At 67.1% G+C, this 25,204-nt stretch carries 19 protein-coding genes and 4 tRNA genes; 11 read left to right on the top strand and 12 right to left on the bottom strand.

Going from position 1 to position 25,204, the window contains the following annotated elements; genetic code table 11:
• Nucleotides 1–251 precede the first annotated feature (251 nt).
• The 6 genes from ACH47X_RS16575 to ACH47X_RS16550 form a co-directional block, all read right to left on the bottom strand.
• Entirely contained in the window at nucleotides 252–2,714 is a 2,463-nt protein-coding gene (locus tag ACH47X_RS16575) for a hypothetical protein (protein ID WP_397405673.1), read from the bottom strand.
• 93 nt (nucleotides 2,715–2,807) lie between these two features.
• On the bottom strand, nucleotides 2,808–6,734 hold the full coding sequence (locus ACH47X_RS16570) for a hypothetical protein (RefSeq protein ID WP_397405672.1): 3,927 nt from the start codon (nucleotides 6,732–6,734) through the stop codon (nucleotides 2,808–2,810).
• Between the two features lie 1,351 nt (nucleotides 6,735–8,085).
• Complete coding sequence (locus ACH47X_RS16565) at nucleotides 8,086–9,000, bottom strand: aminoglycoside phosphotransferase family protein (protein WP_397405671.1); 915 nt, start codon at nucleotides 8,998–9,000, stop codon at nucleotides 8,086–8,088.
• Between the two features lie 19 nt (nucleotides 9,001–9,019).
• Complete coding sequence (locus ACH47X_RS16560) at nucleotides 9,020–9,484, bottom strand: glycine-rich domain-containing protein (protein WP_397405670.1); 465 nt, start codon at nucleotides 9,482–9,484, stop codon at nucleotides 9,020–9,022.
• A gap of 121 nt (nucleotides 9,485–9,605) precedes the next feature.
• Nucleotides 9,606–10,727, bottom strand: a complete 1,122-nt coding sequence (locus ACH47X_RS16555) for an HAD family hydrolase (RefSeq protein ID WP_397405669.1) — start codon at nucleotides 10,725–10,727, stop codon at nucleotides 9,606–9,608.
• Nucleotides 10,724–11,092, bottom strand: a complete 369-nt coding sequence (locus ACH47X_RS16550) for a hypothetical protein (protein WP_397405668.1) — start codon at nucleotides 11,090–11,092, stop codon at nucleotides 10,724–10,726. The genes ACH47X_RS16555 and ACH47X_RS16550 overlap by 4 nt, the downstream gene beginning before the upstream one ends.
• Before the next feature lie 347 nt (nucleotides 11,093–11,439).
• On the opposite strand from ACH47X_RS16550, the gene ACH47X_RS16545 reads away from it, so the two are divergent.
• Nucleotides 11,440–12,456 (top strand): helix-turn-helix domain-containing protein, encoded by a 1,017-nt coding sequence (locus ACH47X_RS16545; protein ID WP_397405667.1) that lies wholly within the window; start codon nucleotides 11,440–11,442, stop codon nucleotides 12,454–12,456.
• A gap of 19 nt (nucleotides 12,457–12,475) precedes the next feature.
• Nucleotides 12,476–13,420 (top strand): inositol monophosphatase family protein, encoded by a 945-nt coding sequence (locus tag ACH47X_RS16540; RefSeq protein ID WP_397405666.1) that lies wholly within the window; start codon nucleotides 12,476–12,478, stop codon nucleotides 13,418–13,420.
• A 1,052-nt stretch (nucleotides 13,421–14,472) separates the two neighbouring features.
• On the opposite strand, the gene ACH47X_RS16535 is transcribed toward ACH47X_RS16540, so the two are convergent.
• From ACH47X_RS16535 to ACH47X_RS16515, 5 genes are all read right to left on the bottom strand, one after another.
• Nucleotides 14,473–15,588: an HIRAN domain-containing protein gene (locus ACH47X_RS16535; RefSeq protein ID WP_397405665.1), complete on the bottom strand. Its 1,116-nt coding sequence runs from the start codon at nucleotides 15,586–15,588 to the stop codon at nucleotides 14,473–14,475.
• A gap of 180 nt (nucleotides 15,589–15,768) precedes the next feature.
• A complete protein-coding gene (locus tag ACH47X_RS16530) occupies nucleotides 15,769–16,965 on the bottom strand; it encodes a tyrosine-type recombinase/integrase (protein ID WP_397405664.1) in 1,197 nt (398 codons plus the stop codon).
• 167 nt (nucleotides 16,966–17,132) lie between these two features.
• A tRNA-Val gene (locus tag ACH47X_RS16525) sits at nucleotides 17,133–17,207 on the bottom strand.
• An 11-nt stretch (nucleotides 17,208–17,218) separates the two neighbouring features.
• Nucleotides 17,219–17,289: transfer RNA gene (locus ACH47X_RS16520), tRNA-Cys, on the bottom strand.
• 64 nt (nucleotides 17,290–17,353) lie between these two features.
• Nucleotides 17,354–17,425, bottom strand: a tRNA-Gly gene (locus ACH47X_RS16515).
• Nucleotides 17,426–17,616: 191 nt separating this feature from the next.
• Here ACH47X_RS16515 and ACH47X_RS16510 point away from each other — a divergent pair.
• The 8 genes from ACH47X_RS16510 to ACH47X_RS16475 all read left to right on the top strand — a co-directional run bounded on the left by ACH47X_RS16510 (nucleotide 17,617) and on the right by ACH47X_RS16475 (nucleotide 23,892).
• Nucleotides 17,617–18,666 carry a chorismate-binding protein gene (locus ACH47X_RS16510; RefSeq protein ID WP_397405852.1) on the top strand — a complete coding sequence of 350 codons (1,050 nt, stop codon included), beginning with the start codon at nucleotides 17,617–17,619 and terminating at the stop codon, nucleotides 18,664–18,666.
• A 69-nt stretch (nucleotides 18,667–18,735) separates the two neighbouring features.
• Complete coding sequence (locus tag ACH47X_RS16505; protein ID WP_397405663.1) at nucleotides 18,736–19,584, top strand: AraC family transcriptional regulator; 849 nt, start codon at nucleotides 18,736–18,738, stop codon at nucleotides 19,582–19,584.
• Entirely contained in the window at nucleotides 19,581–19,967 is a 387-nt protein-coding gene (locus ACH47X_RS16500; protein WP_397405662.1) for a VOC family protein, read from the top strand. Before ACH47X_RS16505 ends, ACH47X_RS16500 begins: the two co-directional genes overlap by 4 nt.
• Before the next feature lie 45 nt (nucleotides 19,968–20,012).
• Nucleotides 20,013–20,603, top strand: coding sequence for a dihydrofolate reductase family protein (locus tag ACH47X_RS16495; protein WP_397405661.1), 591 nt, complete (start codon nucleotides 20,013–20,015; stop codon nucleotides 20,601–20,603).
• A 13-nt stretch (nucleotides 20,604–20,616) separates the two neighbouring features.
• Nucleotides 20,617–21,465, top strand: a complete 849-nt coding sequence (locus ACH47X_RS16490) for an aminotransferase class IV (RefSeq protein ID WP_397405660.1) — start codon at nucleotides 20,617–20,619, stop codon at nucleotides 21,463–21,465.
• Between the two features lie 83 nt (nucleotides 21,466–21,548).
• Nucleotides 21,549–21,620: transfer RNA gene (locus ACH47X_RS16485), tRNA-Val, on the top strand.
• A 214-nt stretch (nucleotides 21,621–21,834) separates the two neighbouring features.
• Entirely contained in the window at nucleotides 21,835–22,092 is a 258-nt protein-coding gene (locus tag ACH47X_RS16480) for a hypothetical protein (RefSeq protein ID WP_397405659.1), read from the top strand.
• Between the two features lie 186 nt (nucleotides 22,093–22,278).
• Nucleotides 22,279–23,892, top strand: a complete 1,614-nt coding sequence (locus ACH47X_RS16475; protein ID WP_397405658.1) for a beta-1,3-glucanase family protein — start codon at nucleotides 22,279–22,281, stop codon at nucleotides 23,890–23,892.
• A 94-nt stretch (nucleotides 23,893–23,986) separates the two neighbouring features.
• On the opposite strand, the gene ACH47X_RS16470 is transcribed toward ACH47X_RS16475, so the two are convergent.
• Nucleotides 23,987–24,568: a dihydrofolate reductase family protein gene (locus ACH47X_RS16470; protein ID WP_397405657.1), complete on the bottom strand. Its 582-nt coding sequence runs from the start codon at nucleotides 24,566–24,568 to the stop codon at nucleotides 23,987–23,989.
• Between the two features lie 85 nt (nucleotides 24,569–24,653).
• On the opposite strand from ACH47X_RS16470, the gene ACH47X_RS16465 reads away from it, so the two are divergent.
• Nucleotides 24,654–25,106, top strand: coding sequence for a phosphatase domain-containing protein (locus ACH47X_RS16465; RefSeq protein ID WP_397405656.1), 453 nt, complete (start codon nucleotides 24,654–24,656; stop codon nucleotides 25,104–25,106).
• Nucleotides 25,107–25,204 lie beyond the last annotated feature (98 nt).

Raw genomic sequence — 25,204 nt, 5'->3', positions numbered from 1 at the left:
GGCTGTGCAGAAGGTGCTGACACAGGCCGGGACGACGACGCGGTTGCGACTGCGTCGGGGGATGATCCTACGCGGGCCTCGGGTCGGTGACACGCCAAGTGCGTCAATCTGCCTCTGGCGGAAGCAGATGTCGTCGGAACGAGTTCGACGGCATGTGTGTGGATCACGAATCTCATTGCGCCCGGGTTCGAGCGCGCCATCTCATGCCCTGATCGCTGCATGATGGAGGACTCTGCGACGCTCCATGCGTGCTAACCGGCCTCCGGTCTCGGCGCCGCTGGTGGCTCTTCGACAGGCAACAGCCCGGGGGCAAGCGCGTTCATCGTTTCGACCGTGGGCGCAGGATACGGTTCGAACCGCATCGCCAACGCAGACTCGACCAACGCAGTATCGCCCACCTTCCACGACTCCTTCGTGGTCGCGAGCACCACTCGATCTGCACGGACAGTCCGGGCGGCGTCGGCGATCTTGGCCGCCGTCTGCTTCGCCTTCCTGCCAGCCTTTTGCTCGCTAAGATCTCCCGTTGCTTTTGCCTCGACTGCAACGACCTGTCCGTCAATGTGAGCGACCAAATCGATCTCAGCGAGGGGGCTGCCATCCCGATGAAACTCCACCTCGCCGATGTCCGCGTAGCGCCGAGCACCAGCCCTGAGACGCGCGGCTGCGAGCAGCGGAACGTCGCCGTGTTCGCTCAAGAGCTGCCGGAACGCCGCGTGCAGGTCGAAGTGCCAGATCGGCTCGGAACCTGTACGCCAGCTCAAGGAGGTCAGCATGATCGGCGCGCCACACCTGGGGCATTCGGAGCGCCGACCGATCCGGTCAACTGACACAAACGAGCGGCGCCCACAATCGTCGCAAAGCAAGATAAGCCCTCGCTGCACTAGATCCGCCTCGACAAGCTGGTCGACGAACTCCACGATCGCGGTCTCGTCGGACGCCCTCGCGGCGTGTCGCATCGATGCGACCGTCGCATACGCAACGTCACCGATCCAGACCGGCTGAAGTGCTCGCTCACCAGGGTCCATCGCCGCGAACCGCTCCTTGCGCTTCTTCCCTGACTCGTCGGTCGCAGCGAACAAGGTGAGTGCAGGATGCATTGGCCCGCTCACAAGATCGATCAACGCCGCTCGCGAACCTAGTCGGCGAGCGACGATCTCTGCGTTGTTCCCAGCGGACGACCGCCGTAAGTTAAGTCCACGTTCCAATGCCATGGCCCCGACCCACGACCGCATACCGGTGCTGATGAGCCGAGGCCGGGCCTGCCGGTTCACCTTCGTCACACCCGCTTGCACGAATCCGAATGAGCCCGCGAGGACAGCCAGGCCGTCACGCCCACTCCGGACGATAGAATCCTGAAAACCGGTGGTCGGTACAACAAGCGCGTCCGGCCCAATCGATCTGCCGGTCGGGACAGCCGACTCGTCGAACGAGACGTCGACGACCCACTGTGGAAGAACTTCGCCGAAGTAACCTTCGCCACTCGGCGACGGCAGGACGAACGGCGTGGTCATGGTCGAGTTGCCGCCGCCGTCGCGCTCCACCGCCACGGCAGACGGCACGCCCACTTCCTCCGGGTAAGCACGCAGGTGATACGAGTAGGCGAGGTCTGCTGGGGCCGTTCGCCCCACACGGTTCCGTGGAGGGGGATCTATGAACGGCCCGGTGACCAGCTCATCGAGCCGAGCCAGGTAAGCATCCAAGACCCCATCCTCCAGGGAGGCCGACACAAAACGCGGCAGCCTTCTCCGATCGCGATACGGCGAGAAGACATCCATGACCATCGGCGCGATCGCTCCGCGGAGTACCTCATCGTCTTCGAGTAGGCCGGTCGGCAACCACAGGCCGAAACCGAGAAGCGTTCTGCAAGCCTGGGCGTACGCAAAGTCCTCGACGGAGTCCCCGATGACGACGGCGCCATGGTGCGCTGGCCGTCCACTGCTGAACGATGCGACATCTGAATCCAGGATGTCAAACCTCGCCGCCGCTACCGGGCCCGGACCGATTGCCCACAAATCATCGACGACCTGTCTCTGCATAGAACTTCTGAGAGCATCACGCAGCATTGTCCGAACCGGCGGCTCTGCTCGCGCATCATCGGACTCGACGACACCCCACAGCCCACCCAGGACTAGTGCAGTATCTGACTCCCAGTGCCGCGGCACAGCAACATGCGGGGGCATCGTGTCCGGGAAGATCTGCGCCGCTTTCACAAGCCCCGATGTCCCGCTCGTCTCAATCGTCGACTGGTGTTGGAGTCGGGGTCCGTCCTCGCGCTCACCCAACCCGGGCTCAAAGAAGGGGGAGCACCACCCCTCGAGCAGTTTGCGGGCCCGCTCGCCTATCGGGTCCTCGCGCGTCTGTGTGCCGGCGTAGCCCGCAAGCATCTTCGCGACGTCGTCGGCTGGGGGCGGCCGACCGCTCGGGTCGGTGAAACGGAAGGTCCCGGGTGCCAGCCACTCCCACTCTCGTAGCGTCGGCGTCAGTTGCAGAATGTGGTCAGGGTCGAAATGACGGGCGGCCTCAAGCATTCGTTCACTCACGTCGCCTGTCGCGTCGTACGGCACCAGTAAGTGACCGCCACCAGCCCAGGTATTGCTCGCCGCGAGGAGCGCAAGCCGCGCCCACCGACGCCAGTTCTCGTCGCCGCGGAACAGAATGACCGCACGTGGTGGCCGAACCGTAGTCCGAACCGAGACATGGGCGAGCTCTCCCATCAAATCTCCCTATCGGTTGGCAGCACAATCTGCGTGTTGTACCTAACAAAGATCCCCAATGGCGGGGAAGGAAAAATCAACAGCACTCCATGGCTAGCCTCGACCGACTACCGGTCGCATGAGCGAACAGTCCAGGACACGAACGGCGACGTCATGCCCCATGGCCCGTTGTGCCGCTGCCTCGCCCTCCTGGCGGGCACGGATTTCGGCTGCGCCGCCATGCGTCGCGGCCCTGCTACGTCGGCTGTCCTCCACCGCCCATGCCACCTGGTCGAACCAAGCAACGATGTACACGCCATGATTGGTCTGGAAGTCGGCCATATATCGCTGAACAAGCTGGGCTTCGAGGGATTGGATGACTCCCGCATTCCAGATTCCCTTGACCTCGCCGGGAATACGCAGTGTTCCCGAGACGCCCGTGGCGTCGTGGTGCCGCACCGCTTCAACCCTAAGGTCGGTCCGCTCCGGCAGACCGGCGGGCTTGCTACGGCGCACTTGCACCTCGCGGTTAATTACCACACCCCGGGCATTCAGTCGTTGCTCTAGTTCGATTGCCAGGTAGTCGGAGATCTCCTCCTCCGATTTCGGCCTCTTCGCGTGGGTGTCCCACAGTAGAAAGGCGGACGGCGTGTCAGCCTGCAGGCGCGCCTGAATATCGTCAAGCGCTGCCAAGGTTGCAGCGAGCAGGTCGGCGTCAGACCGCACGACGCGCGTGCGTCGGCTCTGAGCAAGCTGATCGACTTCTTTCGGGGAAAGCGGCTCCCAGCTCCGTTCACGCAGCGCACGCTCGGCGTCAATGAGGAGTCGTGCCATCCATGGCTCATCGGGTCGAGCCTGTACGATCCGTTCTATCGCTGCCACGGCGTCGCGCGTACCGGTTTTCGAAAGCGCAATGAGCAATGCGTTCCGCCAAGTACCGAGTGATTCGCGTGAACCGACCATGTGTGCGTCATCGAATATAGGGTCCTCGGCCGGAGGGAAGTGCTCGCATAGCCACAGGTACAAGTCGGCAAGACCCTGTGGAGGAAGTTCCGGGATTCGTCGCTGGAAGGCATGAGCCGCCGCCAGCATTGCTTCCTCCATGAATGGGACGTCGTCATCCATCAGAGCGCCCAGTAGCGCCCACGAGCTTTTGACGTCGTGCCAGAGAAGTCGGCTTGCAGCGTCGAGTGCCCGACTACGAAACTCCTTGCGCGCGGCGTCGGCGAGCCACGTTCGCAGTACGGGTGCGATCAGGCCAAGGTGCTGCTCGACCAGGAAGTCCAGGATGGCGCCGCGCGTTTCAGCGGCCGTAGCATCGGCAAGCCGATCGACGAGTTCGGTGGCGAGCACATCGGAGGACAGGACCTCGAACTCGGTCCGCAGAAAGACATGCTTCTGGTCGTCGATCGCCTTGTCGACCAATGTGAGGATCCCGGCGCGCAACTCCGCCTCAGCGTGCGGACGAGCCAGGGAGAGCAATCGCCTCTTATCCTTCTCGCTTGCCCCATTGATCGTCGCGGCCCAGTCGATCAGGATCGGAGCCCACTGACGCCAAGCATGGGGCGACACCACCTCCAGCGCATCGGGGGCGAGTCTCAGCAACAGGATGAGCGCCCGATATCCAGCTTGAGCTGGGTAATAGACCTTGTTTTTAGCGAACCACTCATCAGGCCGGCACTCGCCGTTTTCCACGTAGACGCGTGCAGCAGTCACAAAGTCCGCCCTTACGGCCTCAGTGAGGTCATTCCAACGCGGGTGAAGTGTCAGATCCGGCTGGAACTCGTCCATGAATCTCTGCGTGCCGGGCCTGACGGTGACCAAACGAGCCGCGTACCAAAACGCTGAAGCGTCTCCAGTAGCCGCCTTGGCAAGGTCGGCGGCGATACGTGGATTGACCCAATCGTCGTCACGCTCGCTTTGCCGGTGTAACCGCCGACGTCGCCGCTCGGCTCGTTCGCGCCATTGGTCCCGAGCCTTATTGGCTTCGGCGGAGTCAAGTTCTATCGCGGAATGCCAGTAGGCGAACAGCTCCCGGGCCGGGTGACCGTCGGGAAGGCCAAGGACAACACTACTGTGGGCGACCAGGGCCGGGTTGACCAATTGCTGCGCGGCGCGGCCTGCGTTGCTTCGAAGTAATCCGTCGCTTGTCGCGTATACCTCAATGAGCCACTCAAGATCATCGTCGAGGAGAAGCGCGCCTCCCAAACCGGGCGACTGGTCCACAATCCACCAGACCTGCTCCTCCGTCACCCGATCAAGGAGGAGCTGAGTGACCATGCGCCGGGTCCCCGCGCCCATGGCGACCTGGTCGCCGAGAAATTCTGGATCTCCAAAGAGCGGCTGGAAATCCTCGAGCCGTCTAATCGCTACCGCCGCGATGACTTCACGTGCCGATTCACGTCCGAGGTTGGCAAGGCATAATTTGAGAATCGCGCCGACGAGCCGTGCTAACCGACTGTCGTCAACGCGAGATGGGTCAGCCAGAATCCACGCGCAGGCGGGATCCAGATCGGATTCCTGGAGACCCTTCGCGAATCGATCCACGAAGATCGAGTACAGGCCGAAAAAGTTGCGCGGGTACGACGGTGAAAGCACAGCGAACACCCTCCCGGTCGACACTGCGTGCGGCCAAGACGCGATAAGCGCGGCCGCCTCCAGTTCCTGAGTGTCCACGTCGGTGCGTCCCGCCGAGGTCCCGATGAGCGTCACAAGGTCGTGGCTTGGCGCTGAGGCAGATAGGTCGTGGAGGGTCATAGCCGCCGACGTCCGCAGGGGCAGGTCCACATCATCGTTGAGTGCAAGCAACGTCAGGTCGGCTATGGAACCGACGACCGAGGATTGTCTTGCGATGCGAATCGCCACGTGGCACGCCTCGCCTTGTGCGGATGCCAGCACTGGCTGCAACTGCTCTGCTAGTCCGGAGTGCCGGAGGCCCGAGTAGTCCACGCCATAGTCGTCGAACACGTTTCCAGCCTGGGCGTCCTGAAGCAGGGCACTTACAACCTCAGAGCGGAGTTGCTCGTCGGGCAGGTCGACGCTCGCCAAGAACGCTTGCGGGTCGGCTTGGACGAATCCTCGGAATCGCGCAGGGGCAAGCGCCACAAGCCAAGCCGCCGTCTGACGAGTCCGCGCGTGGATCCGTCCGTCGTTCGCGACGAGCAACGACGCTACCTGCTCGTCGTCGAGCTCCTTGGTCAGAATCCACCTTGCGCAGAGGAAGTCTGCGAATGTTGCGTGCGACCAGGTTAGGCGACCTTCTCCGGCACCAGTGAAGATCCCTGAACGCAACGTAGCGGCCACCTCGTCCGAGGAGATGCCAGAGCCCTCGCGGCCATGCGCCTCGACGCACTCGTCCACAGACAAGTCGTCAGGGACCGCCTCGGCGACCGGCCCCGTCCATACTGTCGGCCGACCTCCAAATAGAGATAACGCGGCGATGCGCTCTGCAGCCTGCATCCGTCGCGATACACCACCCGGCACCTGGATGGCTCCCCGGCGGTGCGGATTCGTCTCGTCGAGCAGCGCCCTTAGACCTCGGTCGTACAGCGCTTGCGCACTATGCGGCAACGACCCGTCCGGAGCAATTGACGACTCGATGAGTTTGAGCGTGATCGGCCGCGCAGCAAGTGGAACGATCCGTGCCTGCTCGACGGCGGCGAGAACGCCTTCGGCGTCGAGTCCCGATGCACCCAGCAGGAGCCCTGCATCGGAGCGCCTCAAGGGAAGCAGTTCATGGACGTTCGCATCGCCGAATCTATCCTCCAGAGTGTGCCGCAACGACTGAGGCCAATCAGCAGTCCGACAGACTACGCGGATGAAAAGTCGTTTAGTGTCCCAACCTTTTAGGTACTCACTGAGTAGCGAATCAAGTGTCTCCACTCGGTTTAGGGCCTGGTCGAATCCGTCGAGCGTCAGACATAAAGAACCAGAACCTGCCTGCCAACCATCGATCTGGTCGCTCTCGAAAACGGCGCGAACTAGCCTATCCTCGCTGGCGAAGCCCTCAAGATCGAAATGCAGTCCCTCTAGATTCTCCACCGGTGGGCATGTGGCCTTACCTGCGGCAAGCGTACTTGTCTTACCCATGCCGGGCTCGCCAAGCAGGACTAGGCAACGCCGATCGGCCAATTCGCGCGTACTAATCAAACCATCGTTTGCCCGGAAGAGCCCATCAGATACGGGTTCATTCAGCCAACCAGCGGAAGTTATAGAGTACGACCTTTCCGCTGGTAGCCAGAAGCGTTCAAGGTCTACAATCGGTTTATTGACCATCATGCACCCACATTGGGATACAGGGCGCCAATCCAACAACTCATTGTTTTTTTGGTACTGGTATTTGGATATTTATGGAACAGCTTCATTGCGCTCCTCGCGTACGTGTCCGCAGGGCTTCGCATCGAAGCGTAGATCCGTTGACCATCCCAGCGACGTGGCCACGCGGAACTTCGTACGTAGTTCACCCCCTGCACAAGCGCCGCAGTGGAGGTTGGCGGCATCGGTACGCACCCACAATCAGCTTGATCGATGAGATCAGGCATCAGGCAGACCAAGATCAACGCTCGCGGGCACGCCTTACGAAGAGTTGGCTCCCAGGAGGGCAGCTGCACGGCCGTTCGTCTGCGAACCATGACCTCACGGGCCAGGAGTGCCGCCGAGTCAACAACCGACTCCCACTTCGGGTCATGCATGCCACCTCTACCACCAACTTGGTCAGGTGAGCCAATACCTTGCGTACCGCCACGGGCGAAGCCCGCACCCGCCTGACGCATTCATCGAGCCCGTGCTCCGTAGGGACGGTCTCCACTACCTCCACGGCGATCGCCCCCGCCGCTGCAACGCGGCGTTCCTCGTACGCAGCGCGCCGACCCCTCTGTGAGCACCGTTGCCCCGATCTCTAACCGTGATCGGGCTCCCACACCGGGGTCACCGGCCCGGGGTTCCCTCGTGATACCTGGCCGGCGACCGCTCTGCGGGCGTGTGAAAGCCCGTGTCCCCCACCCCAGCAGGGGTCATCCTCGACACTCGTCCACCCATCCTCCGTTTCGTACGGACGGAACCGCTCACAGCTTGTGCAAGAGGTGTGTGGCCCTTACCGAAGCGGTCCGCGGGACCCGCTATCCATCCGCTCGACTGCCCTCGCCGGGCGGCCTCGTACGTGTCGTCACGCATTCGCGCGTCGCAGCCATAGTTCGCCAGCCGTGTCCCTGCCGCCAGTCGCGCGAAGACCGCAGCGCTAGGTCTCCCGGGGCGTCAACCGCCCAGGACGGCCTGCGAAGTGGCCCCCATCACCGGTGCGGAGATGACGACCTCATGGCGCTGATGCTTGGCAGCCGATGCAGGCTTGACCGAGAGCATCTACTGGGCCGATGGTGCTGGGTTCTCACCTGACCTACGACGGCTCCTCGTTGCCGTTGAGTCGGTACCGGGTCCACTCGCACGCGCCGCGCAGGGCCGCCTCACGGTGTGGGCTCGGGAACTCGACGGCCAGGCGGCGCCATTGCCCATAGGTGGTTGCGGCGAAGGCCGTGACTGCGTCTGGTGTCGCGCTGGGGTGCTGCATGCCCCAGGTACCGGACACCAGACGCTCGGCGTCGGCTGGTTCGTGCCCCTCGCCGATCAACCGGGGAACGAGTAGCGCGGCGTCGACCCAAGGCGGGCCGGTTCGGGACCAGGCCCAGTCGATCAGTCGAACCTGGTCGCCGGTGACGAGCAGGTTGAGTTGGTGGATGTCGCCGTGGACCAGGGAATCCCCGAGCAGGCGGCTCGGCACCTCGGCGTCGGACTGGACCAGTAGGTCGAGGTGTTGTTCCTCCCAGGCGTCGAGTTGGTCCGGGTGATGCTCCGCGAGCCACTGCCAACCTGCTAGGCGCGCGTACCGCTTGCGCAGTGGCGCCACGCCAGCGGCAGGGCTCGGACTGAGTTGCCGTGCGAGCTGGGAGAGGGCATCGACCACGGCTGGGACGTCGGGTGAGCCGGGGGTGAGGTCGGCGTGCTCGCCGGGCACGGTCTCGTACCCGGCGAGCAGCCATCCCTCGGCACGCACGACCCACAACAGACGGGGTGCCTCACGCACCGCGTCGCACAGTCGGGCATTGACCTGGATCTCGTGCTCATGCACCGTCACCAGTCGCTCATAGGTGGGAACACCCTTGACGAACACCGATCCGTCCGCGGTGTGCAGGAACGCGGCGAACGTCGAGTTGCGTCCCGCCGACGGAGCCTCAGCACGGACCACGGGCCCGATCTCCGCTTCGACGGCGCGGCACAGCACGGTGGGTAGTTCCTCCCATGAGCGGCGGTGCATCGTGTCTCCTCGTGGTTGGTCAGGGCGTGGTGGAGCTGGTGCAGCCCTGGTGGCACTGCGAGCAGGCGACCGCGTGCGCAGTGGGCCACAGGTCAGTGTCGACGTAGAACCCGGCCTCGGCGATGGCGTCCACGGTGTACTGGATCGCTTCGTGAGCGGACTCGCCCCGGGTGGCCGGGTCCTGGGGGTCGGTGGGGACGTGGTGGAGGAACCGTCCCGCGATCTGCTCGCAGAACGCGGTGTAGTCAACCGTGTGCAGGATGAACTCGTGCCACCCCGGGTCCACGATGTCGGACGGGGAGAGCGGTCGGCCCTGGTGGGTGACGGTGGTGCCCAGGAACGCCAGCGCCTGGTCGACGATCCGGGCCGCCATGCTCAGGTCGTGGTCGTGCTCCTCAGCGACTCGCTGAACGAGCCGGTGGAACAACTCCGGCTCGACGAGCGACCGGCCCTCTCGCAGGTCTCGTGCGGTGGTGGTGGTCATGTTGGTTCCTCCTCGTGGTGCGCGGTGGTGCTGGACATGCCCGCTAGAAGCGGGCTTGCGGCTGGGCAGTGATGCAGGGGCCTGGGGCGCCACCCAGCCGCAAGATCAATCGGCGACCGGGCTAAAGGCCGCTCAGGGGTAGTTCGAACCCAGCCGGTCCGTCGCCGGTCACGCTGCGCCACTGCGCGCGACGGCGGCCTTCGTCGCCGCGGGGGTAGGGCATGCCGGCGTCCAGGGCGGCGGTTTCGATAGCCCGCATCGTGACCCCGACGCCGGAGGGGATCAGGGCGTGCCTGATCCAGTGGCCGTCCTGGAGGGTCCAGGCTTCGCAGCGGGCCAGGTCGGGTCCGCTGCCGTGCCAGACCCGCAGCACCACGGGTCCTGGTGCGGTCCGCTCGGCGGTAGCGATCTGCGCGGCCAGGCGCGACAGCGTGTGGTCTACGGCCGGGATCAGGGAAGTGAGCACGGGGAGCAGACCGGCTTGGTCGATGCTGTCCGTGGTCTCGTTCGCGGCGCTGCGCACGATCGCCGGTGCCTGGCCCATCGCGACAGAGCGTCCGGCCCAGGCCAGCATGTCCAGGTCGTTGACGCCGTCCCCGACCGCCACAGTGCGCTCAGCCAGGATGCGCAGGTGGCCGCGGACGACGTCGAGCGCGACGGCCTTGTTCACCCCGGGTGCGGTGACGTCGAGCCAGTCCGGACCCTGCGGAGCGACCGTGACCCCGCAGGCACGCAGGGCGTCGGTGTACCGGCGGATACCCGGTGCGGCGAGTGCGACCCGGGTCGCCGGTTCAGCCATCAGGTCGGCCAGCAGAACGGACTTCTGTTCCCCGTTGAGATCTCCGGACTCGAATGTGCCGCTGGTGCGCCAGCCCCACCCCACCTCTTCCACCGCGACCCGCACGGCCGGGCCAAGGTCCAGCGCGCGACGGATGACAGGTGCGGGGTCGAACGTGCGCGCTTCGACCACGACATACCCGGACGGCGCAGCCCGGTCGAGGCGCAGGGTCAGGGCGCCGTTGGAGCACACCGCCCAGCCGTGCGTCAGGCCCAGCCTTGTCGCGATCGGCAGCAGCCCGGCCAGCGACCTACCAGTGGCGAGAACAACCTCGTGCCCCGCCGCTCGGACCAGGTCGAGGGCCTCGACAGTGCCTGCAGGTACCCGCGCTTCGCTGTCGACCAGGGTCCCATCGATGTCGAGCGCTACCAGCTCCCGCGTGCTGGTCGTCGCTGCCGGGCTCATCGGGTTACCACCTGACGCAGCACCGACCGGACCTGCACTTCCAGACCGTCCACGACACCCGTCCAGAGCGTGTGCCCCGGAGTAAACATGCGGTCGTCGAGTGGCATATCGCAGCCCAGGGCGCGTGCGATCCGTTCCCCCTGGCGCAGATCGGTCGGCTGGAGGCAGATCCGGTCACGCGTGAACGTGACGATCTCGATGTTGTCGGAGCCCACGGTCCGCACGGCCTCGGTCGCAACACGCATTGCGAACGCGAGCCGGTCAGCATCTTCTTCGTTGCAATATCGGTTGTGACTTGCCGTGGCTTCGTTCGTGGCCACGCCTGCTCTGACGTGGCCGATATCTGTCGGGCGGCTCGTAGTCATCACGGCGATTCCTTGGGGTCGGTGGTGAGAGTTCGACCACCGTCGCACCGGGCTGGTATCGCACACACCTGTTCAGCAGGCCGAGGACGAACGGATCCGTGGGTGTGTTGACCTGTAGCAATGGCATCGGGGCCGGAGATTGCCCATTGCGATGGGCAATTGGGCGCAGGATGGCTAGGGTTTCCCGGGTGGAAGGGTCATCCGTCGCGGAAACACCGTCTGGGCCACGCCCTCGCGCGAGACAACAACAGAGGATCACGCCGCAGGCTCGCGGGCGTGAGCTCGCCGCTCAGGGGAAGCAGTTGTGGACCGAGTTGAGGTCCGTGAGAGCCGCTGCGGTTGAGTTGATGGCCAGGTTCCCGGATGTGGCTAGTTTGCAGGCGTACCGGTATGCCGCCGGCTTATCGCAGGATCAGGCGGCCAGCCGCTACAACGACGTCACAGGGCATCAAACCAGCCTGGGTGGCACGACCATCAACGCCTGGGAGACCTGGGCGCGAGGTCGAGGGCAAGGCTCGCCGCCTTCGATGTCGAGCCTGCTCATTCTGTGCACGGCTTACGGTCGAGGACCGTTGGGAGTTGCCGAAGAGAAGATCAGCCCCACGGCGCTGATCGCTGAGGCTTACGAACGATTGACGCCCGAGGATCAGTTAGCGCTCAAGCAATTCGACGTGGACACGCAAGCGGCCGCGGTCGGGGCGTCAACGACAGTGACGACGGCCCCACAAGACGGCGATCAGCAACCGAGCGAACGACGCGGCCAGATCGGTCAGGAGTTCATGCTGACCGTTCCGACAGTCGAGTACGGAAATCCTGAGATTCGGGTGTTTAGTCTCCCGAACCCGCAGCCAGGACGATTGCTCGACCTGACTTGGGAGACGTTCGGCCTCGGTGTTGCGAGCCTGTCGCAGCAGATCAAGAACCTCGGCAAGCGCCTGGACGCGGACATCTGCTTCGGGATCAACGAGGCCGGACTCGTGATGGCGACCTTCCTCGCCTCGGACCGGTTTGGCCGGTGCCCCATCGGGTACCTGCGGTGCAACAAGGTGAGCGACGGCGTGGTGCTCGACGATGCGTCGTTCTTCCCCGACGTCCGCGACGCTCCCACCATCATGATCTGCGACTTCGAGGTCAAGCACGCTGACGTGATCGGGTACATCGCACGGCAGGTGCGCGCGAGGTATCCCGGGGCCGAGCTGTATTTCGCCGTGTTCGGGGCGATGACCAAGGACCGAGAGCTGACCGTCGACAGCTTCGATGACCTGACGGGTGCCAAGATCATGCGAGCAGCGGACTTCGAGGCCGTGTTCATTGCTGCGACCATGAGCCCGCCGGGCATCGAGCCCCCACTTGAGTTGCGCTAGCGGACTGGAGACGCCCTGCATGAGCAGCGAGACACCCACACCGGAGCTGGCCGAGACCATCGCCGAACTCGTGAAGACCACGATGAGCGACATACGCCCCCGACTCGTTCAGGCCGCCCTCACAGGCCACCGTGCCGAGAACGAGAATCTGCGCCACGAGGACAACTTCCTGTCCGACTACGACCTGTGGATGCACCAGCGATACAAGGAACTGCTGTCCGAAGTGCTGCCGTCATTCATCTACGCATCGGAGGAAGACGACCCGCAGGTCATCGGCAGCGATCCCGACCCCGACCTGTGCGTACTTGTCGACCCGCTGGACACCAGCGAGCTAGCGGTGCGCGCCCTGCACGGGTACACGCACCTGATGGTCTACTCACGGTCTTTGAGGCGACCGGTCGTCGCGATCGTCGGCGACATTTTCCACCACGTGCAGCTCTACCTCGCGTTCCACGACCACGACGGCTCAGACCGAGCATTCCTGATCACCGCCGACGGAGACCGGCACCCGCTCGACTCGCCGTCGAACGCTCACCTCCCGCAGGCGCTGGTGACCAACTACCTCATGCGGCCCACCGCACGCTTCCGCGTTCTGGCGCAGCAGGAACAGTTCCTCGACGCGCTCAGCGCACCGGACGAGAACGGGAAGGCACGAGGACGGATCGGCGTCGACTTCGGCTCGATCAGCCTGTGCCACGTCGCGGCCGGCTTCACAGACGCCACCATGGAGATCGCCAAGGGCTTCGCCGTGTGGGACCTCTCCCCCGGGCACTACATCCTGCACGCCGCGGGTGGCGTCACCATCGATCTCGACGGCAACCCGATGGCGCTCGACTACGGGCTCAACACCCTGTCCGAGATCAACACGACCATGGGTAGCCGACGCAAGTTCATCGCTGCGGGCAACCAGGCACTCGCCGGGGAGATCCGAGCCACCATCCAGATCCAATCCTTGGCGGTGTGAGCCCTCTCTCGATGGCGCCGTGTCGAATTGGTGCGCGCACCTGACCTGCACGGATACGTCTGCACACCCTGGTGTGCGCGGACCTTGGTGTGCGCAGAGCGCGCGCTCGCTCGTCACCATCGAGGCATGGATGTGTACCCGCACGCAGGCCGCACGGTGGAGGCCGGTGGGTGGCACTCACTCGCCCGGCCGAGGAGCTATCCCAGGGCTCAGGCACGGGTCGACTTCCGCATTTCCAATGTGAGCGACGCCGACGACTTGGGGGACACGTGTTCGGCGTCGTCACCCCCATGTCCCCCACCAGGAACGTGCCTCGAAAAGCAGGGTGGGGGACGTCAACGAGTACATCGACAGGTACAGGTAACGTGCACAATCGCGAACATGGGACAGGCAGACATCGACAGATGTGGGCTAACTCGAACATGCGCGGTGGTGGCAAATTGCCACCACCGCGCCACCTGCGGCCTTGCTCCGGCATGCCGCGCGCTCAGAGCCAGGCTGTCGCCATCCTCACGGCTAATCCGGACAGCCGCGGTGGTGCCAATTTGGCACCACCGCGTGAGCTGGGCTTCTGTCCGAACGGTCGAGGCACTGCAGCCCGGACCGACCGCGGAGAACAAAACGGATAATTATGGTTCTGCCAATTTGGCAGGACCATATGGCCTGCGAAAACGCTCGGGGTACGGATACACAAGGACGAGCGCGATGGGTAGGACGCCTCAACGCTGCGCCCATGTCGACGGAGGCGGAGCGGCCAGCGGCCACCAACTTGTGCCACTCTCGGTGGCCGCGGAGGCCTTCTGCATCTCCGCTAAGACGGTCCGGCGCCGGATAGCCGACGGCACGGTTACCGGGTATCGGATCGGGCGGCTGATCCGGGTCGACCTCGACGAGTTACGCGAGACGCTGGCCGTTCCGGTGTTAGTCCGTCGCCGCGATACTGAATGATCCGGAACCTCCCCCGGCATGAGACCGGGCGGCGGCCCGCTGCGGGGCTACCGCCAGATCTATCAGGCGATGCAGCAGTTCATGCTGTATCACTGCACCCGACGTCAGGCAGGTCCACCAGCATCTACGAACTTCGAAAGCCAGGCATCGTCAACCTCGGCTGCCCGGGCAACGTTGAGCGTGACGTCTGCCTGAAGGCGCGACCCAACGACAGTGGCGCGAGCGACGGGAACCTTGTCGCGAGCTTCGATGTACTTCACGAGGGAGAGTAACTGGTTGCTCATCTGCGCTGAAAGGACACCGATGCGCTGCCCGTTGTAGCGGACCTCTACGAGTTCTGTAGTCGACCTGGCCCTCTGCTCTTCGACTGCATGGAGCGTAGCAACAATTCCGGACCCAGTGCCGTGAGCGACAACTTCGCCGAGCACAGTCATGTGCTGGTCTTCTTTGGTGACTTGGACTGCTCGACCCGTCGGCAGAACGACGTGGGGCCCTTCAGGCAGGTTGTTCACCGGGCGAATCGCGATGGGATCGGCCGGTGGAAAGACGGTGATGCGGGCGCCGAGTCCGCTGCCGTAGTAGTCATCGTCCTGGCGTTCGCGAGCCCATGCCCGGGCCTCCACGCGCAGGACTCGGCCTTGGGCGGCAAGTTCACGGACGATGGGTGAGTACTTCTCGGCGTCGTCAGCACTCAGATAGCCGACGTGTTCGCCGTTGAACCACACTGCGACAGCGTTTCCGTCGTACGGATTCGCTGAGTCATCTGAGAGAAGCGCTTGTCCCATGATTTCGGCACCGGCGTCGCTTTCGTATCGGGTGCCGGCGAACACACGCCGGATCTCGTCCTGCCGATAGGTCTCGCCAGCGACCTCGGCATAGACCGTCTTGGTAGTCCATGGATCGATCGGCTCGCCGGTCGGTCGCGGTGGTGCGTGCTCCCCATTCCGCGCAATGCGTGTCGCCGAGCGTTGGGGAGCGGCTGACGTGGTCACGGTGACGTTGAGGTGGCCCGCGCCCTTGGTTGGGCTGGATTGGTCAGCGCGCATTGCCTTGTAGGCACCAAGCAGGAGCACCGCTGTTAGAAGCGTGAGGAAGAGGCCGGCGCCCACCTCTCCGCTCACCAGCAGACCGAAAGAGATCAATACAAGTGGCACGGCGATCACCATCAGTGCGATCCCGAGCACGCGGGTGGCCGTCGATGGACCAAAGTTGGAAGCCACAGTGATTCCTCTGTCTGGAGCGGGGGGCGCAAGATGAGGAGACGCTATTGCTGGCGGGCGAGGCTCGGTAGGCACCCAGTCCAGAATCACCCGGGCGAATCGCAAAAGTCCCCCGCCTGACGGCCCGGGCGACGGCCCGCTGTGGGGCCACCGCCCGGACCTATCAAGCGTTACCGCAGGTCATGCCGCAACTTCGCGTGACTTCGGTGGGACCGCGCTCTCGTCAGTGAGACCAGAACTGGTGCTGCTCGGCGTGGCAGGCAGCACTACGAGCCTGTCCAGCGCCCCGGCGATGCGCGCGTCGGCTCCCAGTACCGCCGTCTGATACCGCATCGCCGCGTTCGGCGTGGTGTGACCCAGCCGGGCCATGAGCTCAGCGATGGTCGCACCTGTGCCGGCCGCGAGCGTGGCCGCCGTTGTGCGCAGGTCGTGCAGCCGCAGATCCGGTCGACCGATTGCCCGGCGCGCCTTGTCCCAAGCTTCCCAGAATGTCGACTGCGAGATCGGCGTCCCCACCGTCGAAGGGAACACGAGCCCGTCTTGGCCGGGCTGTGCGGCGCTGGCGAGCTGTTCCTTGAGAACGGACGCCACAGCAGGCGGCAGGGCCACCACACGGCGCGCAGCGGCCGTCTTGACGTCCCGCACGACCTTGCCCTGCCCACGAAGGTTCTGGACCTGGCTGTGCACGCTCACGGTCCTGCCTGCCGCGCCGACGTCCCGACGCCGGAGGTTACGAAGTTCGCCCGACCGCAGGCCGCTCCAGGCCGCAAGGAGCACCATCACCCGATACCGCTCGGGCAGGTGCCCCAGCAAGGCAGCGACCTCCGCTGGCGTCGCGACGGCCTTGGCCGAGGCTCGCGGCGCGCTGGAGGCGCCGCGGACGGTGCACGGGCTCCGGTCCACCAACCCGTCACGGAGGGCAGCGTTGAAGATCGAGGAGAGGAACCCGTAGACGCGGGCAGCCATCGTCGGGCCCGTGGAGGCCCGTACGTCGGTCAGCCACGCCGTGACGTCCAGCGAGGTCACCGACCGGAGCCCGGCACGCCCGATCGGCTTGTCCGTGATGAACCGCTCCCGGTAGCGGTCGTACTCCTCGCGGCTGCGCGGCGACAGGTGTCGCAGTGCGAGGTTCCGCTCCGCGTACTGGTCCACCGTGATCGACACAGCAGCGGCTCGCCATCCCGGCGGCGTCCACTCCCCACGAGCGATCAGGCCTTCTTCCCGAGACAGCCATGCCTCGGCATCGACCTTCGCAGTGAAGGTCAGCGAGTGCTTTGCCGTGTCCGGCCCGACGTACCGGGCACGGAAACCCGTCGTCCTACCCGTGCGAGCGTTCTTGCGACGCTCGACCATCCCGAAACCGCGCTTCTCTGTCATGGCACTACCTCCCACAGTCAGGTGTTCTGCGAACACCGGCCTGTGGGACCGCTGTGGGACCCCGGGAGTCCCAAAGGGGCTCCTGCTGTCCACACCAGTCCATCAGCACCAGGCATGCAAAAGGCCCTCTGACCTGCGTCTCCGCTGGCCAGAGGGCCTTGCCTTGCTGGTGGGCGATACTGGGATCGAACCAGTGACCTCTTCCGTGTCAGGGAAGCGCGCTACCGCTGCGCCAATCGCCCGGCGTGCTGCGAGGTGGGTACGGGATTCGAACCCGTGTGTACGGCTTTGCAGGCCGCTGCCTCGCCTCTCGGCCAACCCACCGCCCGGTCAGACCTCGACCGACGGGTGCTCTCTTCAGCCGAAGAATCACGAGAGCGACTTTCCGAGCGGATGACGGGACTTGAACCCGCGACCCTCACCTTGGCAAGGTGATGCTCTACCACTGAGCTACATCCGCGAAGCCGGGCATCCTGGGGTTTCCCCCGGTGTTCCGGCGTTCTGAACATTAATCGAACGGAGGGCGAACCGTCCAATCGCACGCGCCGCCCGTACGGTTGTCCCGTGTCACCCAGCCCGGCCCATCTGCCCGCAAACCGCACGATCTTCCCGGTTCCGTCCCGCGACGACGTCCCGGCGACCGCCCCTGAAGTGACGGGCACCACCGGCTGGGCGAGCTTTGCCGGACGCGTCGCGACCGGCGCGGTCGAGTGCGTCGACGTGCGCGAACAGCCCGAACGGCTGGAGAGCGGCACGTGGTTCGTCGTCGCCGACTTCGAGGGCCCGGCGCGCGCCTGGCGCTTCGCCCGCGTGCACGACGCGGACGCGGGCGCGGCGGGAAGCTGGCACGGCCCGGCGTCCGACACGTGGACATCCTCGATGGACCAGGCCACCTACGAGGCCGCCGTGCGGCAGGTCCGCGCGCACGTGCGCGAGGGCGACGTCTACCAGGCCAACATCTGCCGGGTGCTGTCGGCACCCCTCTCTCCCGACGGTGCCGAGCCCGACGCCCGGGCCCTGGCCGCACGCCTGGCCGCCGGCAACCCCGCGCCGCACGCGGCCGCCGTGCACGTGCCGGCCACGACCGGGCTGGACCCCGTGTGGGTGGTCAGCGCCTCGCCCGAGCTGTACCTGTCCGTGACGGACGGGCCCGACGGGCTCGTCGTGGAGTCCGGCCCGATCAAGGGCACGGCGCGCACGCCCGACGGCCTGACCGAGAAGGACCGGGCCGAGAACGTGATGATCACCGACCTGGTGCGCAACGACCTGCAGACCGTCTGCCGCCCGGGCACGGTCGAGGTCACCTCGCTGCTGGCCGTGGAGGAGCACCCCGGGCTGGTGCACCTGGTCTCGCGTGTACGCGGCACGCTGGCCGACGACGTCGTGCGTCCCGGCGAGCTGTGGCACCGGCTGCTGGCCGGGACCTTCCCGCCCGGATCGGTCTCGGGCGCGCCGAAGTCCAGCGCACTGCGCATCATCGGCGAGCTCGAGCCCGCCCCGCGCGGGCCCTACTGCGGGGCCGTGGGCTGGGTCGACGACGGCCGGGCGTCCCTGGCCGTCGGCATCCGCACCTTCTGGTGGGCCGACGGCGTGCTGCGCTTCGGCACGGGCGCCGGCATCACGTGGGGCTCCGACCCGACGGCGGAGTGGCACGAGACCGAGCTGAAGGCGGAGCGACTGGTGGCGCTGGCGTCGTCCTGACGGGCCGGGCGGGCGTCCAGGAGCGGGTGTGAGGGGCCCGGTGTCGGAGGCCCGGGCTACCGTGGATCCGTGGCTCGCGTCCCTGCCCCCGGGGTCCCGGAGGTCCTCGCTCCCTATGTCACCGCCGTCGTACCGTACGACCTCGACATGGGAGCCCCGGGCGTGCACCGGGGCATGCCCGGCACCGGGCTGACGTTCGAGCTGCCGCTCGGCGAACCCCTCGACGTCTCGTGGGCCGGGTCGGCCGGTTCCCGGCGCCGGACCTGGTCGTGCGTGTCCGGCCTGCACACCCGGCCCGCCGCCATCCACCACCGCGGGTACCAGCGCGGCATCAGCGTGACCCTCACGCTGCGCGGCGCCCGGGCGCTGCTGGGTGTGCCCGCGGGCGAGCTCGCCGGTGAGCTGACGAGCCTGCCGGAGGTCGCGCCGCACCTCGCGGACCTCCCCGAGATGCTCGCCGACTCCCCGGACGGCGCGACGGTCACGCGGGTCCTCGTCGACCGGCTCGCCCGGGCCGGCGAGCCTGGCCCGCGGGCCGACGTCGGGCGGGCGCTGTCCCGCATCGCGGGCGGCGGCCAGGTCCACCGCGTCGCCGACGAGCAGGGCTGGAGCCGTCGCCACCTGCAGGACCTGGTCCGCGCCGAGTGCGGGCTCACGCCGCGGGACCTGCGGCGGGTCGCCCGGCTCGCACGCTCGCGCCGCGCCCTCGTCGTCGCCGCCCGATCCGGGCGCGCCCGCCTGGCCGACGTCGCCGCGGCCGCCGGGTACGCCGACCACGCCCACATGACCCGCGAGTGGGTGGCCCTGGGCGGGTGCACGCCGTCCACCTGGCTGCGCGAGGAGCTCCCGTTCGTTCAAGACGTCGCCGACCCGGCCGGGGCATCGTGGGAGGCACCCGACCGAGGAGGACGATCATGAGCACCGGGCTGTGGGTGACCCTCACCTACCGCGACGCGGACGCCGCCCTGACCTGGCTGAAGGCCGTCGGCTTCACCGAGCGCGCCGTGTACCGGGACGACACCGACCCCGCCGTCGTCCAGCACGCCGAGCTGACCTGGCCGGACGGCGGCGGCGTCATGCTCGGCACGCACCGGCCGCGGCCCCGGTGGCCCGACCAGGTCGGGACGGGCTCGGCCTACGCCGTGACGGACGACGTCGACAGCACCTACGCGGCCGCGCTCGCCGCCGGGGGCTCCGGCCTCCAGGAGCCGGCCGACCAGGACTACGGCGGCCGCTCCTGCGTGGTCCGCGACCCGGAGGGCAACCTGTGGAGCTTCGGGAGCTACCGGGGCGAGGCGTGATCCGCGGCACCGATGATTCCTGACGGCGTCCGCCGTCCACCACGCATGGGAATCGTGAAAGCAGACCTGGCAGTCTCGCTCGACGGCTACTCCGCCGGGCACGACCAGAGCCTGGAGCACCCGTTCGGCCCGCTCGCGGGCGAGCGCCTCCACACCTGGATGTTCGAGCACGGCGACGCGCACCGGGCCGAGGTGGACGCCATCGTCGGCGCGGGCGCGTACATCATGGGGCGCAACATGTTCACGCCCGGCCGCGGCGCGTGGGACCTCGACTGGACGGGCTGGTGGGGCGACAACCCGCCGTACCACGGGCCGGTCTTCGTGCTCACGCACCACCCACGGGAGTCCGTCCCGATGGAGGGCGGCACCACGTTCCACTTCGTGACCGACGGCATCGAGAGCGCGCTCGCCCAGGCCCGGGCGGCCGCCGGCGACGGCGACATCTCCATCGCGGGCGGCGCGACCACGCTCAACGAGTACCTCGCCGCCGGGCACGTGGACGAGCTGCGCCTGCACGTGGTGCCGTTCACGCTCGGCTCGGGCACGCGCGTGTTCGACGGCGTGCCGCCCATCGAGTTCTCGTCCACCACCGTGCGGCACACCCCGGAGGTGACCCACGTGACGCTGCGCCGGTGACACACTGGGCGGCATGACGGTCATCTGGACAGAGGGGCGCATGGTCGCGCCCGGCGAGGCCGCGCTCAGCGCGGTGGACCACGGCATCACGGTCGGCGACGGCGTCTTCGAGACCTGCGCCGTCCTGAACGGGCACGCGTTCGCCCTGACGCGCCACCTCGCGCGCCTGGAGCGGTCGGCGGCCGGCATGGGCATGGCGACCCTGGACCTGCGCAAGGTCCGGGACGGCGTCGACGCCGTGCTGGCCGCCTCGCCCGACGCCGGACGCCTGCGCATCACCGTGACCGACGGCGTCGGCCCCCTGGGCTCCGGCCGCTCGGACGGGCCGCAGACGGTGGTCGTGGCGGCGACCGAGGCCGTCGTCGTACCCACCGGGCGGGCCGCACGGTCCCCCTGGACCCGCAACGAGAACAGTGCGGTCGCGGGCCTGAAGACGACGTCCTACGCCGAGAACGTCGTCGCCCTGGCGGACGCGATCGGCAAGGGCGCCGACGAGTCGGTCTTCGCGAACACCGCGGGCGACCTGTGCGAGGGCACCGGCTCGAACGTGTTCCTGGAGCTCGACGGCGAGCTGGTCACGCCCCCGCTCAGCGTGGGCTGCCTGGCCGGCATCACGCGCGAGCTGCTGCTCGAGTGGGGCGCCGAGGCCGGCCTGCCCGTGCGCGAGGCCAAGGAGGGCGAGCTGCCGTTCTCGGTGCTCGACCAGGTCTCCTCCGGCGAGGCGCGGATGCTGCTGACCGGGTCCGTGCGCAACGTCCAGCCCACGGTCTGGCTCGACGGGGTGGACCTGCAGATCGGCGAGCTGTCGGCCGCCGCGCGCGACCTCTTCGAGCGCAACATGCGGGAGCGCACCGACCCCTGACACCCTCCGGCGATTCGGATTTCGCATCCGCGCTCGAACCAGGCTAATATCGTCCACGCACGCCCCGACGGGGCAGGCAGCACGGGCGATTGGCGCAGGGGTAGCGCGCTTCGTTCACACCGAAGAGGTCACTGGTTCGATCCCAGTATCGCCCACCGTGCGGAAAGGCCCTCCAGCCAGCGGAAACGCTGAGCGGGAGGGCCTTTCGCGTTGCCCGGGTGCGCCGCCGCTGACTCGTTCGCCAGGCCAGAAACGACCGGATCGCGCCGGGATGCGGCCCTCCGGCGCTTGCTGAACTTCCATCAGCCCGAGACTTCACCCGCTGACACCCCTCGCTACGGCCCCCGTCGGGCCACGACCATGTGCGACATGACTGATGCGACCGATGGCGTCCAGAACTCCCCGACCGTGGCCAACAAGTCGGCCGGCCCGATCACCCTGGGGCTCGGTGGCCTGATCCTCGGGATGCTGCTGCTCACCCTCGGCCCCGGCATCGCCGCCGGTACCGCCGTCGTCCTGGGGATCATGGCCATCCTGGTCGGCCTCGTGTTCCTCCTCGACGGCGTGCACAAGCTCGTCCAGAACATCGACAACGCCACGCAGGCGATCCTCGACCAGCGGCGGTAATCACCCACCCGGGTGAAAAACAGTGTCCAACTCGTGACATTGGCAGGGTTCCTCACTAATATCCGATTCCCTGACAGTCCAGTAAGTACAACGGCGTGCTACCCGGATACACGAGGAGATCTCCCCATGTCACGAACCCTGTCCCGTGCACGAAGGCCCAGACTCCACAACAACAGGCTCCGCACCGTGCTCGCCACGTTCGGCGCGCTCGCGGTCGCGGCGGCAACGCTCGTCGTCGCGCAGCCCACCCCCGCGGCGGCCGTCCCCGCCACCATCCCCCTGACCATCACCAACGACTCCGGCCGTGGCGACCAGGTCTTCGTCTACGTCCTGGGCGACCCTGGCACCGGCCAGCTCGGCTGGGCCGACGCGGCGGGCACGTTCCACGCCTGGCCCACCGTGGGCGGCACACCCGTGGACGCCCCGGACGCCTCGATCGCCGGGCCTGCTGACGGACAGTCCAAGACCATCCAGCTGCCCAAGATGTCGGGCCGTGTGTACTTCTCGTACGGCAGCAAGCTCAGCTTCAAGGTCGTCAACGACGGCCGGCTGGTGCAGCCCGCCGTGCAGAACCCGAGCGACCCGAACCGCAACAAGCTGTTCAGCTGGACCGAGTTCACGCTGAACAACGACGGCCTGTGGATCAACAGCACCCAGGTCGACTTCCTCTCGGCCCCGTACCAGACGGGCCTGCGCAAGGCCGACGGCACGGTCATCAGCACCGGCATGCTCAAGCCGAACGGCTACCAGAACGTCGTCAACGCCCTGGCCGCCACCCCCGGCTGGGGCAACCTCGCCCAGCGCGCCCCGGACGGGTCGCTGCTGCGCATCCTCGCGCCCGGGCACGCGATCGGGACGGGGCAGATCGACGCCAACATCCTGTCCTCCTACGTGGACCAGGTGTGGGCCAAGTACACGAACGAGAACCTCACCGTCGCGCCCTACTCCTACGATCCCGCCGCGGTGTTCACCGGCCGGGTGCAGAACGGCGTCATGCGGTTCACCAACGCCTCGGGCGCGTACGTGACCGAGTTCCGCAAGCCGTCGAGCGACTCGATCTTCGGCTGCTACAACGACCTGGCCGCGCCGAACAACGACATCGGTGCCATCGCCCGCACCCTGTGCGCCGGCTTCCACCGCTCCACGCTGCTGACCCGCACCACCCAGCCGGGCACCAGCACGTCGGGCTTCTACGCGGCGTCGGTCACCGACTACTACTCCAAGTTCATCCACCAGCAGATGGCCAACGGCAAGGCGTACGGCTTCGCGTTCGACGACGTCCTGGCCCAGGAGTCGCTGGTCCACGACGGCAACCCGTCCGCGGCCTACATCCAGCTCGACCCGTTCTCGGGCACCGCGACGCCCATCGCCGGGTCCGACGGCGGCGGGGGCGATGGTGGCACCGGCACCCTCCCCGCGGGCACGGGCCCGGTGCACGCGTCCAACGGCATGTGCGTGGACGTCCCCTGGGCCGACTCGGTCAACGGCAACCCGCTGCAGATCGTCAACTGCTCCGGCAACACGGCGCAGACCTGGACCAGGTCCGGCTCCACGCTCGCGGCGCTCGGCCGCTGCATGGACGTCGCGTCCGGCGGCACCGCCGACGGCGCCGTCGTGCAGCTGTGGGAGTGCAACGGCACCGGGGCGCAGAGCTGGACCTACCGGTCGGGCGACCAGGCGATCGTCAACCCGCAGTCGGGCAAGTGCCTGACCGCGGTCGGGGGCGCTCCCCTGCACGACGGCCAGCGCCTGGAGATCCGCACCTGCTCCGGTACGGCCGCGCAGCGCTGGACCTTCTGACGGGCCCCTTGCCCACCGTCTGAGTGACTTCGGTCGGTTGCGTCGAGACCGGTCGGTTGACCGACCGGTCTCGACGCAACCGACCGAAGTCATTTCAGCGGCGCACCCGGTAGCGCAGGTGCAGGGCGCGCTTGCCCTGGACCACCTCCGGGTCCTCCAGGAGCAGGTGCCGGCCGAGGTCGGCGAAGTACGGGATGCCCGCGCCGAGCAGCACCGGGGCCAGGCTGACGCAGACGTCGTCCACCAGGCCGAGATCGAGCGCCTGCTGGGCCACGTTCGCGCTCGCGATCGTGACGTCCTTGTCGCCGGCGATCTCGCGCGCACGGGCGACCGCCTCTCCGACGTCGCCCACGAACGTGGTCCGCGGCCAGCGGTCCGCGTTCTCGGGAACGTGGTGCGTGACGACGACGACCGGGGCGCCCACAGGATGGCTGTCACCCCAGCCGTCGGTGATGTCGAACAGGCGCCTGCCGGACACGAGCGCGCCGGTGCCGTCGGTGAGGTCGCGCAGCATCTCGGCGCTGGCCTCGTCGACCAGCAGCGAGACGCCCTCGTTGGCGCTGGGCACCTCGACCGGTCCGACGGCGTACCAGTCGAAGATGTCATCGATGCGGTCGTCCGGGTCCGCGATGAACCCGTCCAGGGACATCGTCATGTGCGTGATCACCTTGCTCATCTCAGGCTCCTTCTCCGGTTTCCCTCACCATCCGACTGCGGCAGACCCCATTACTCATCGCCGTCCGGCTGCCTAGGCTGAAGCGATGGATCACTGGAACCTGGCCGACGGCGGCGTCGTCGAGCTCCCTGACGGACGGCGCGTCCGGGGGACGGGGCTGCGCCGTCCGCGTGGCGATGTGCCGCCGCCCGACTTCGCGGTCTACCTGCGCGGCCGGGACCCGGCCGTGCCCGGCCGGGAGTACCGGTGGGTCCGCTGGCGCGACTTCCGGCTGCCCGACTCGACCGAGCAGGCCCTGGCCGCGCTGCGGGAGGCGCACACGAGGGCGGAGGTCGAGCGGGTCGAGATCGCCTGCGGCGGCGGGGCGGGCCGCACGGGCACGGCGCTCTCGGTGCTCGCGATCATGAGCGGCGTGGCGCCCGACGACGCCGTGGCGTGGGTCCGCGCGCACTACCACCGGCGCGCGGTGGAGACGCGGGCGCAGCGCCGGTGGATCGCGGAGGTGGCGGCGTCGCTGGACGGCGGGGACGTTCGGTAACTCGAGCAGTCGGTAGAACGTCAGGTGGTGGGGCGCGCGGGCGGCCGCCCCCCACACGTTTGAACCAACACCCCCGGTAGGGGGCCGGCCCGCGCCCG

Origin of the sequence: Promicromonospora kroppenstedtii (assembly GCF_044389675.1) — a bacterium.
GTDB classification, from domain to species: domain Bacteria; phylum Actinomycetota; class Actinomycetes; order Actinomycetales; family Cellulomonadaceae; genus Promicromonospora; species Promicromonospora kroppenstedtii.
Note: the sequence above shows the minus strand (reverse complement) of the source record. Positions and strands in the feature narration are given on the sequence as shown.

Excerpts from the sequence above, each read along its gene's own strand:
- ACH47X_RS16495 (WP_397405661.1), top strand. The coding sequence starts at position 20,013 with ATGGGAATCGTGAAAGCAGACCTGGCAGTCTCGCTCGACGGCTACTCC.
- ACH47X_RS16540 (WP_397405666.1), top strand. The coding sequence starts at position 12,476 with ATGAGCAGCGAGACACCCACACCGGAGCTGGCCGAGACCATCGCCGAA.
- ACH47X_RS16555 (WP_397405669.1), bottom strand. The coding sequence starts at position 10,727 with ATGAGCCCGGCAGCGACGACCAGCACGCGGGAGCTGGTAGCGCTCGAC.
- ACH47X_RS16545 (WP_397405667.1), top strand. The coding sequence starts at position 11,440 with ATGGCCAGGTTCCCGGATGTGGCTAGTTTGCAGGCGTACCGGTATGCC.
- ACH47X_RS16530 (WP_397405664.1), bottom strand. The coding sequence starts at position 16,965 with ATGACAGAGAAGCGCGGTTTCGGGATGGTCGAGCGTCGCAAGAACGCT.
- ACH47X_RS16550 (WP_397405668.1), bottom strand. The coding sequence starts at position 11,092 with ATGACTACGAGCCGCCCGACAGATATCGGCCACGTCAGAGCAGGCGTG.
- ACH47X_RS16560 (WP_397405670.1), bottom strand. The coding sequence starts at position 9,484 with ATGACCACCACCACCGCACGAGACCTGCGAGAGGGCCGGTCGCTCGTC.
- ACH47X_RS16470 (WP_397405657.1), bottom strand. The coding sequence starts at position 24,568 with ATGAGCAAGGTGATCACGCACATGACGATGTCCCTGGACGGGTTCATC.
- ACH47X_RS16490 (WP_397405660.1), top strand. The coding sequence starts at position 20,617 with ATGACGGTCATCTGGACAGAGGGGCGCATGGTCGCGCCCGGCGAGGCC.
- ACH47X_RS16575 (WP_397405673.1), bottom strand. The coding sequence starts at position 2,714 with ATGGGAGAGCTCGCCCATGTCTCGGTTCGGACTACGGTTCGGCCACCA.
- ACH47X_RS16565 (WP_397405671.1), bottom strand. The coding sequence starts at position 9,000 with ATGCACCGCCGCTCATGGGAGGAACTACCCACCGTGCTGTGCCGCGCC.
- ACH47X_RS16480 (WP_397405659.1), top strand. The coding sequence starts at position 21,835 with ATGACTGATGCGACCGATGGCGTCCAGAACTCCCCGACCGTGGCCAAC.
- ACH47X_RS16500 (WP_397405662.1), top strand. The coding sequence starts at position 19,581 with ATGAGCACCGGGCTGTGGGTGACCCTCACCTACCGCGACGCGGACGCC.
- ACH47X_RS16465 (WP_397405656.1), top strand. The coding sequence starts at position 24,654 with ATGGATCACTGGAACCTGGCCGACGGCGGCGTCGTCGAGCTCCCTGAC.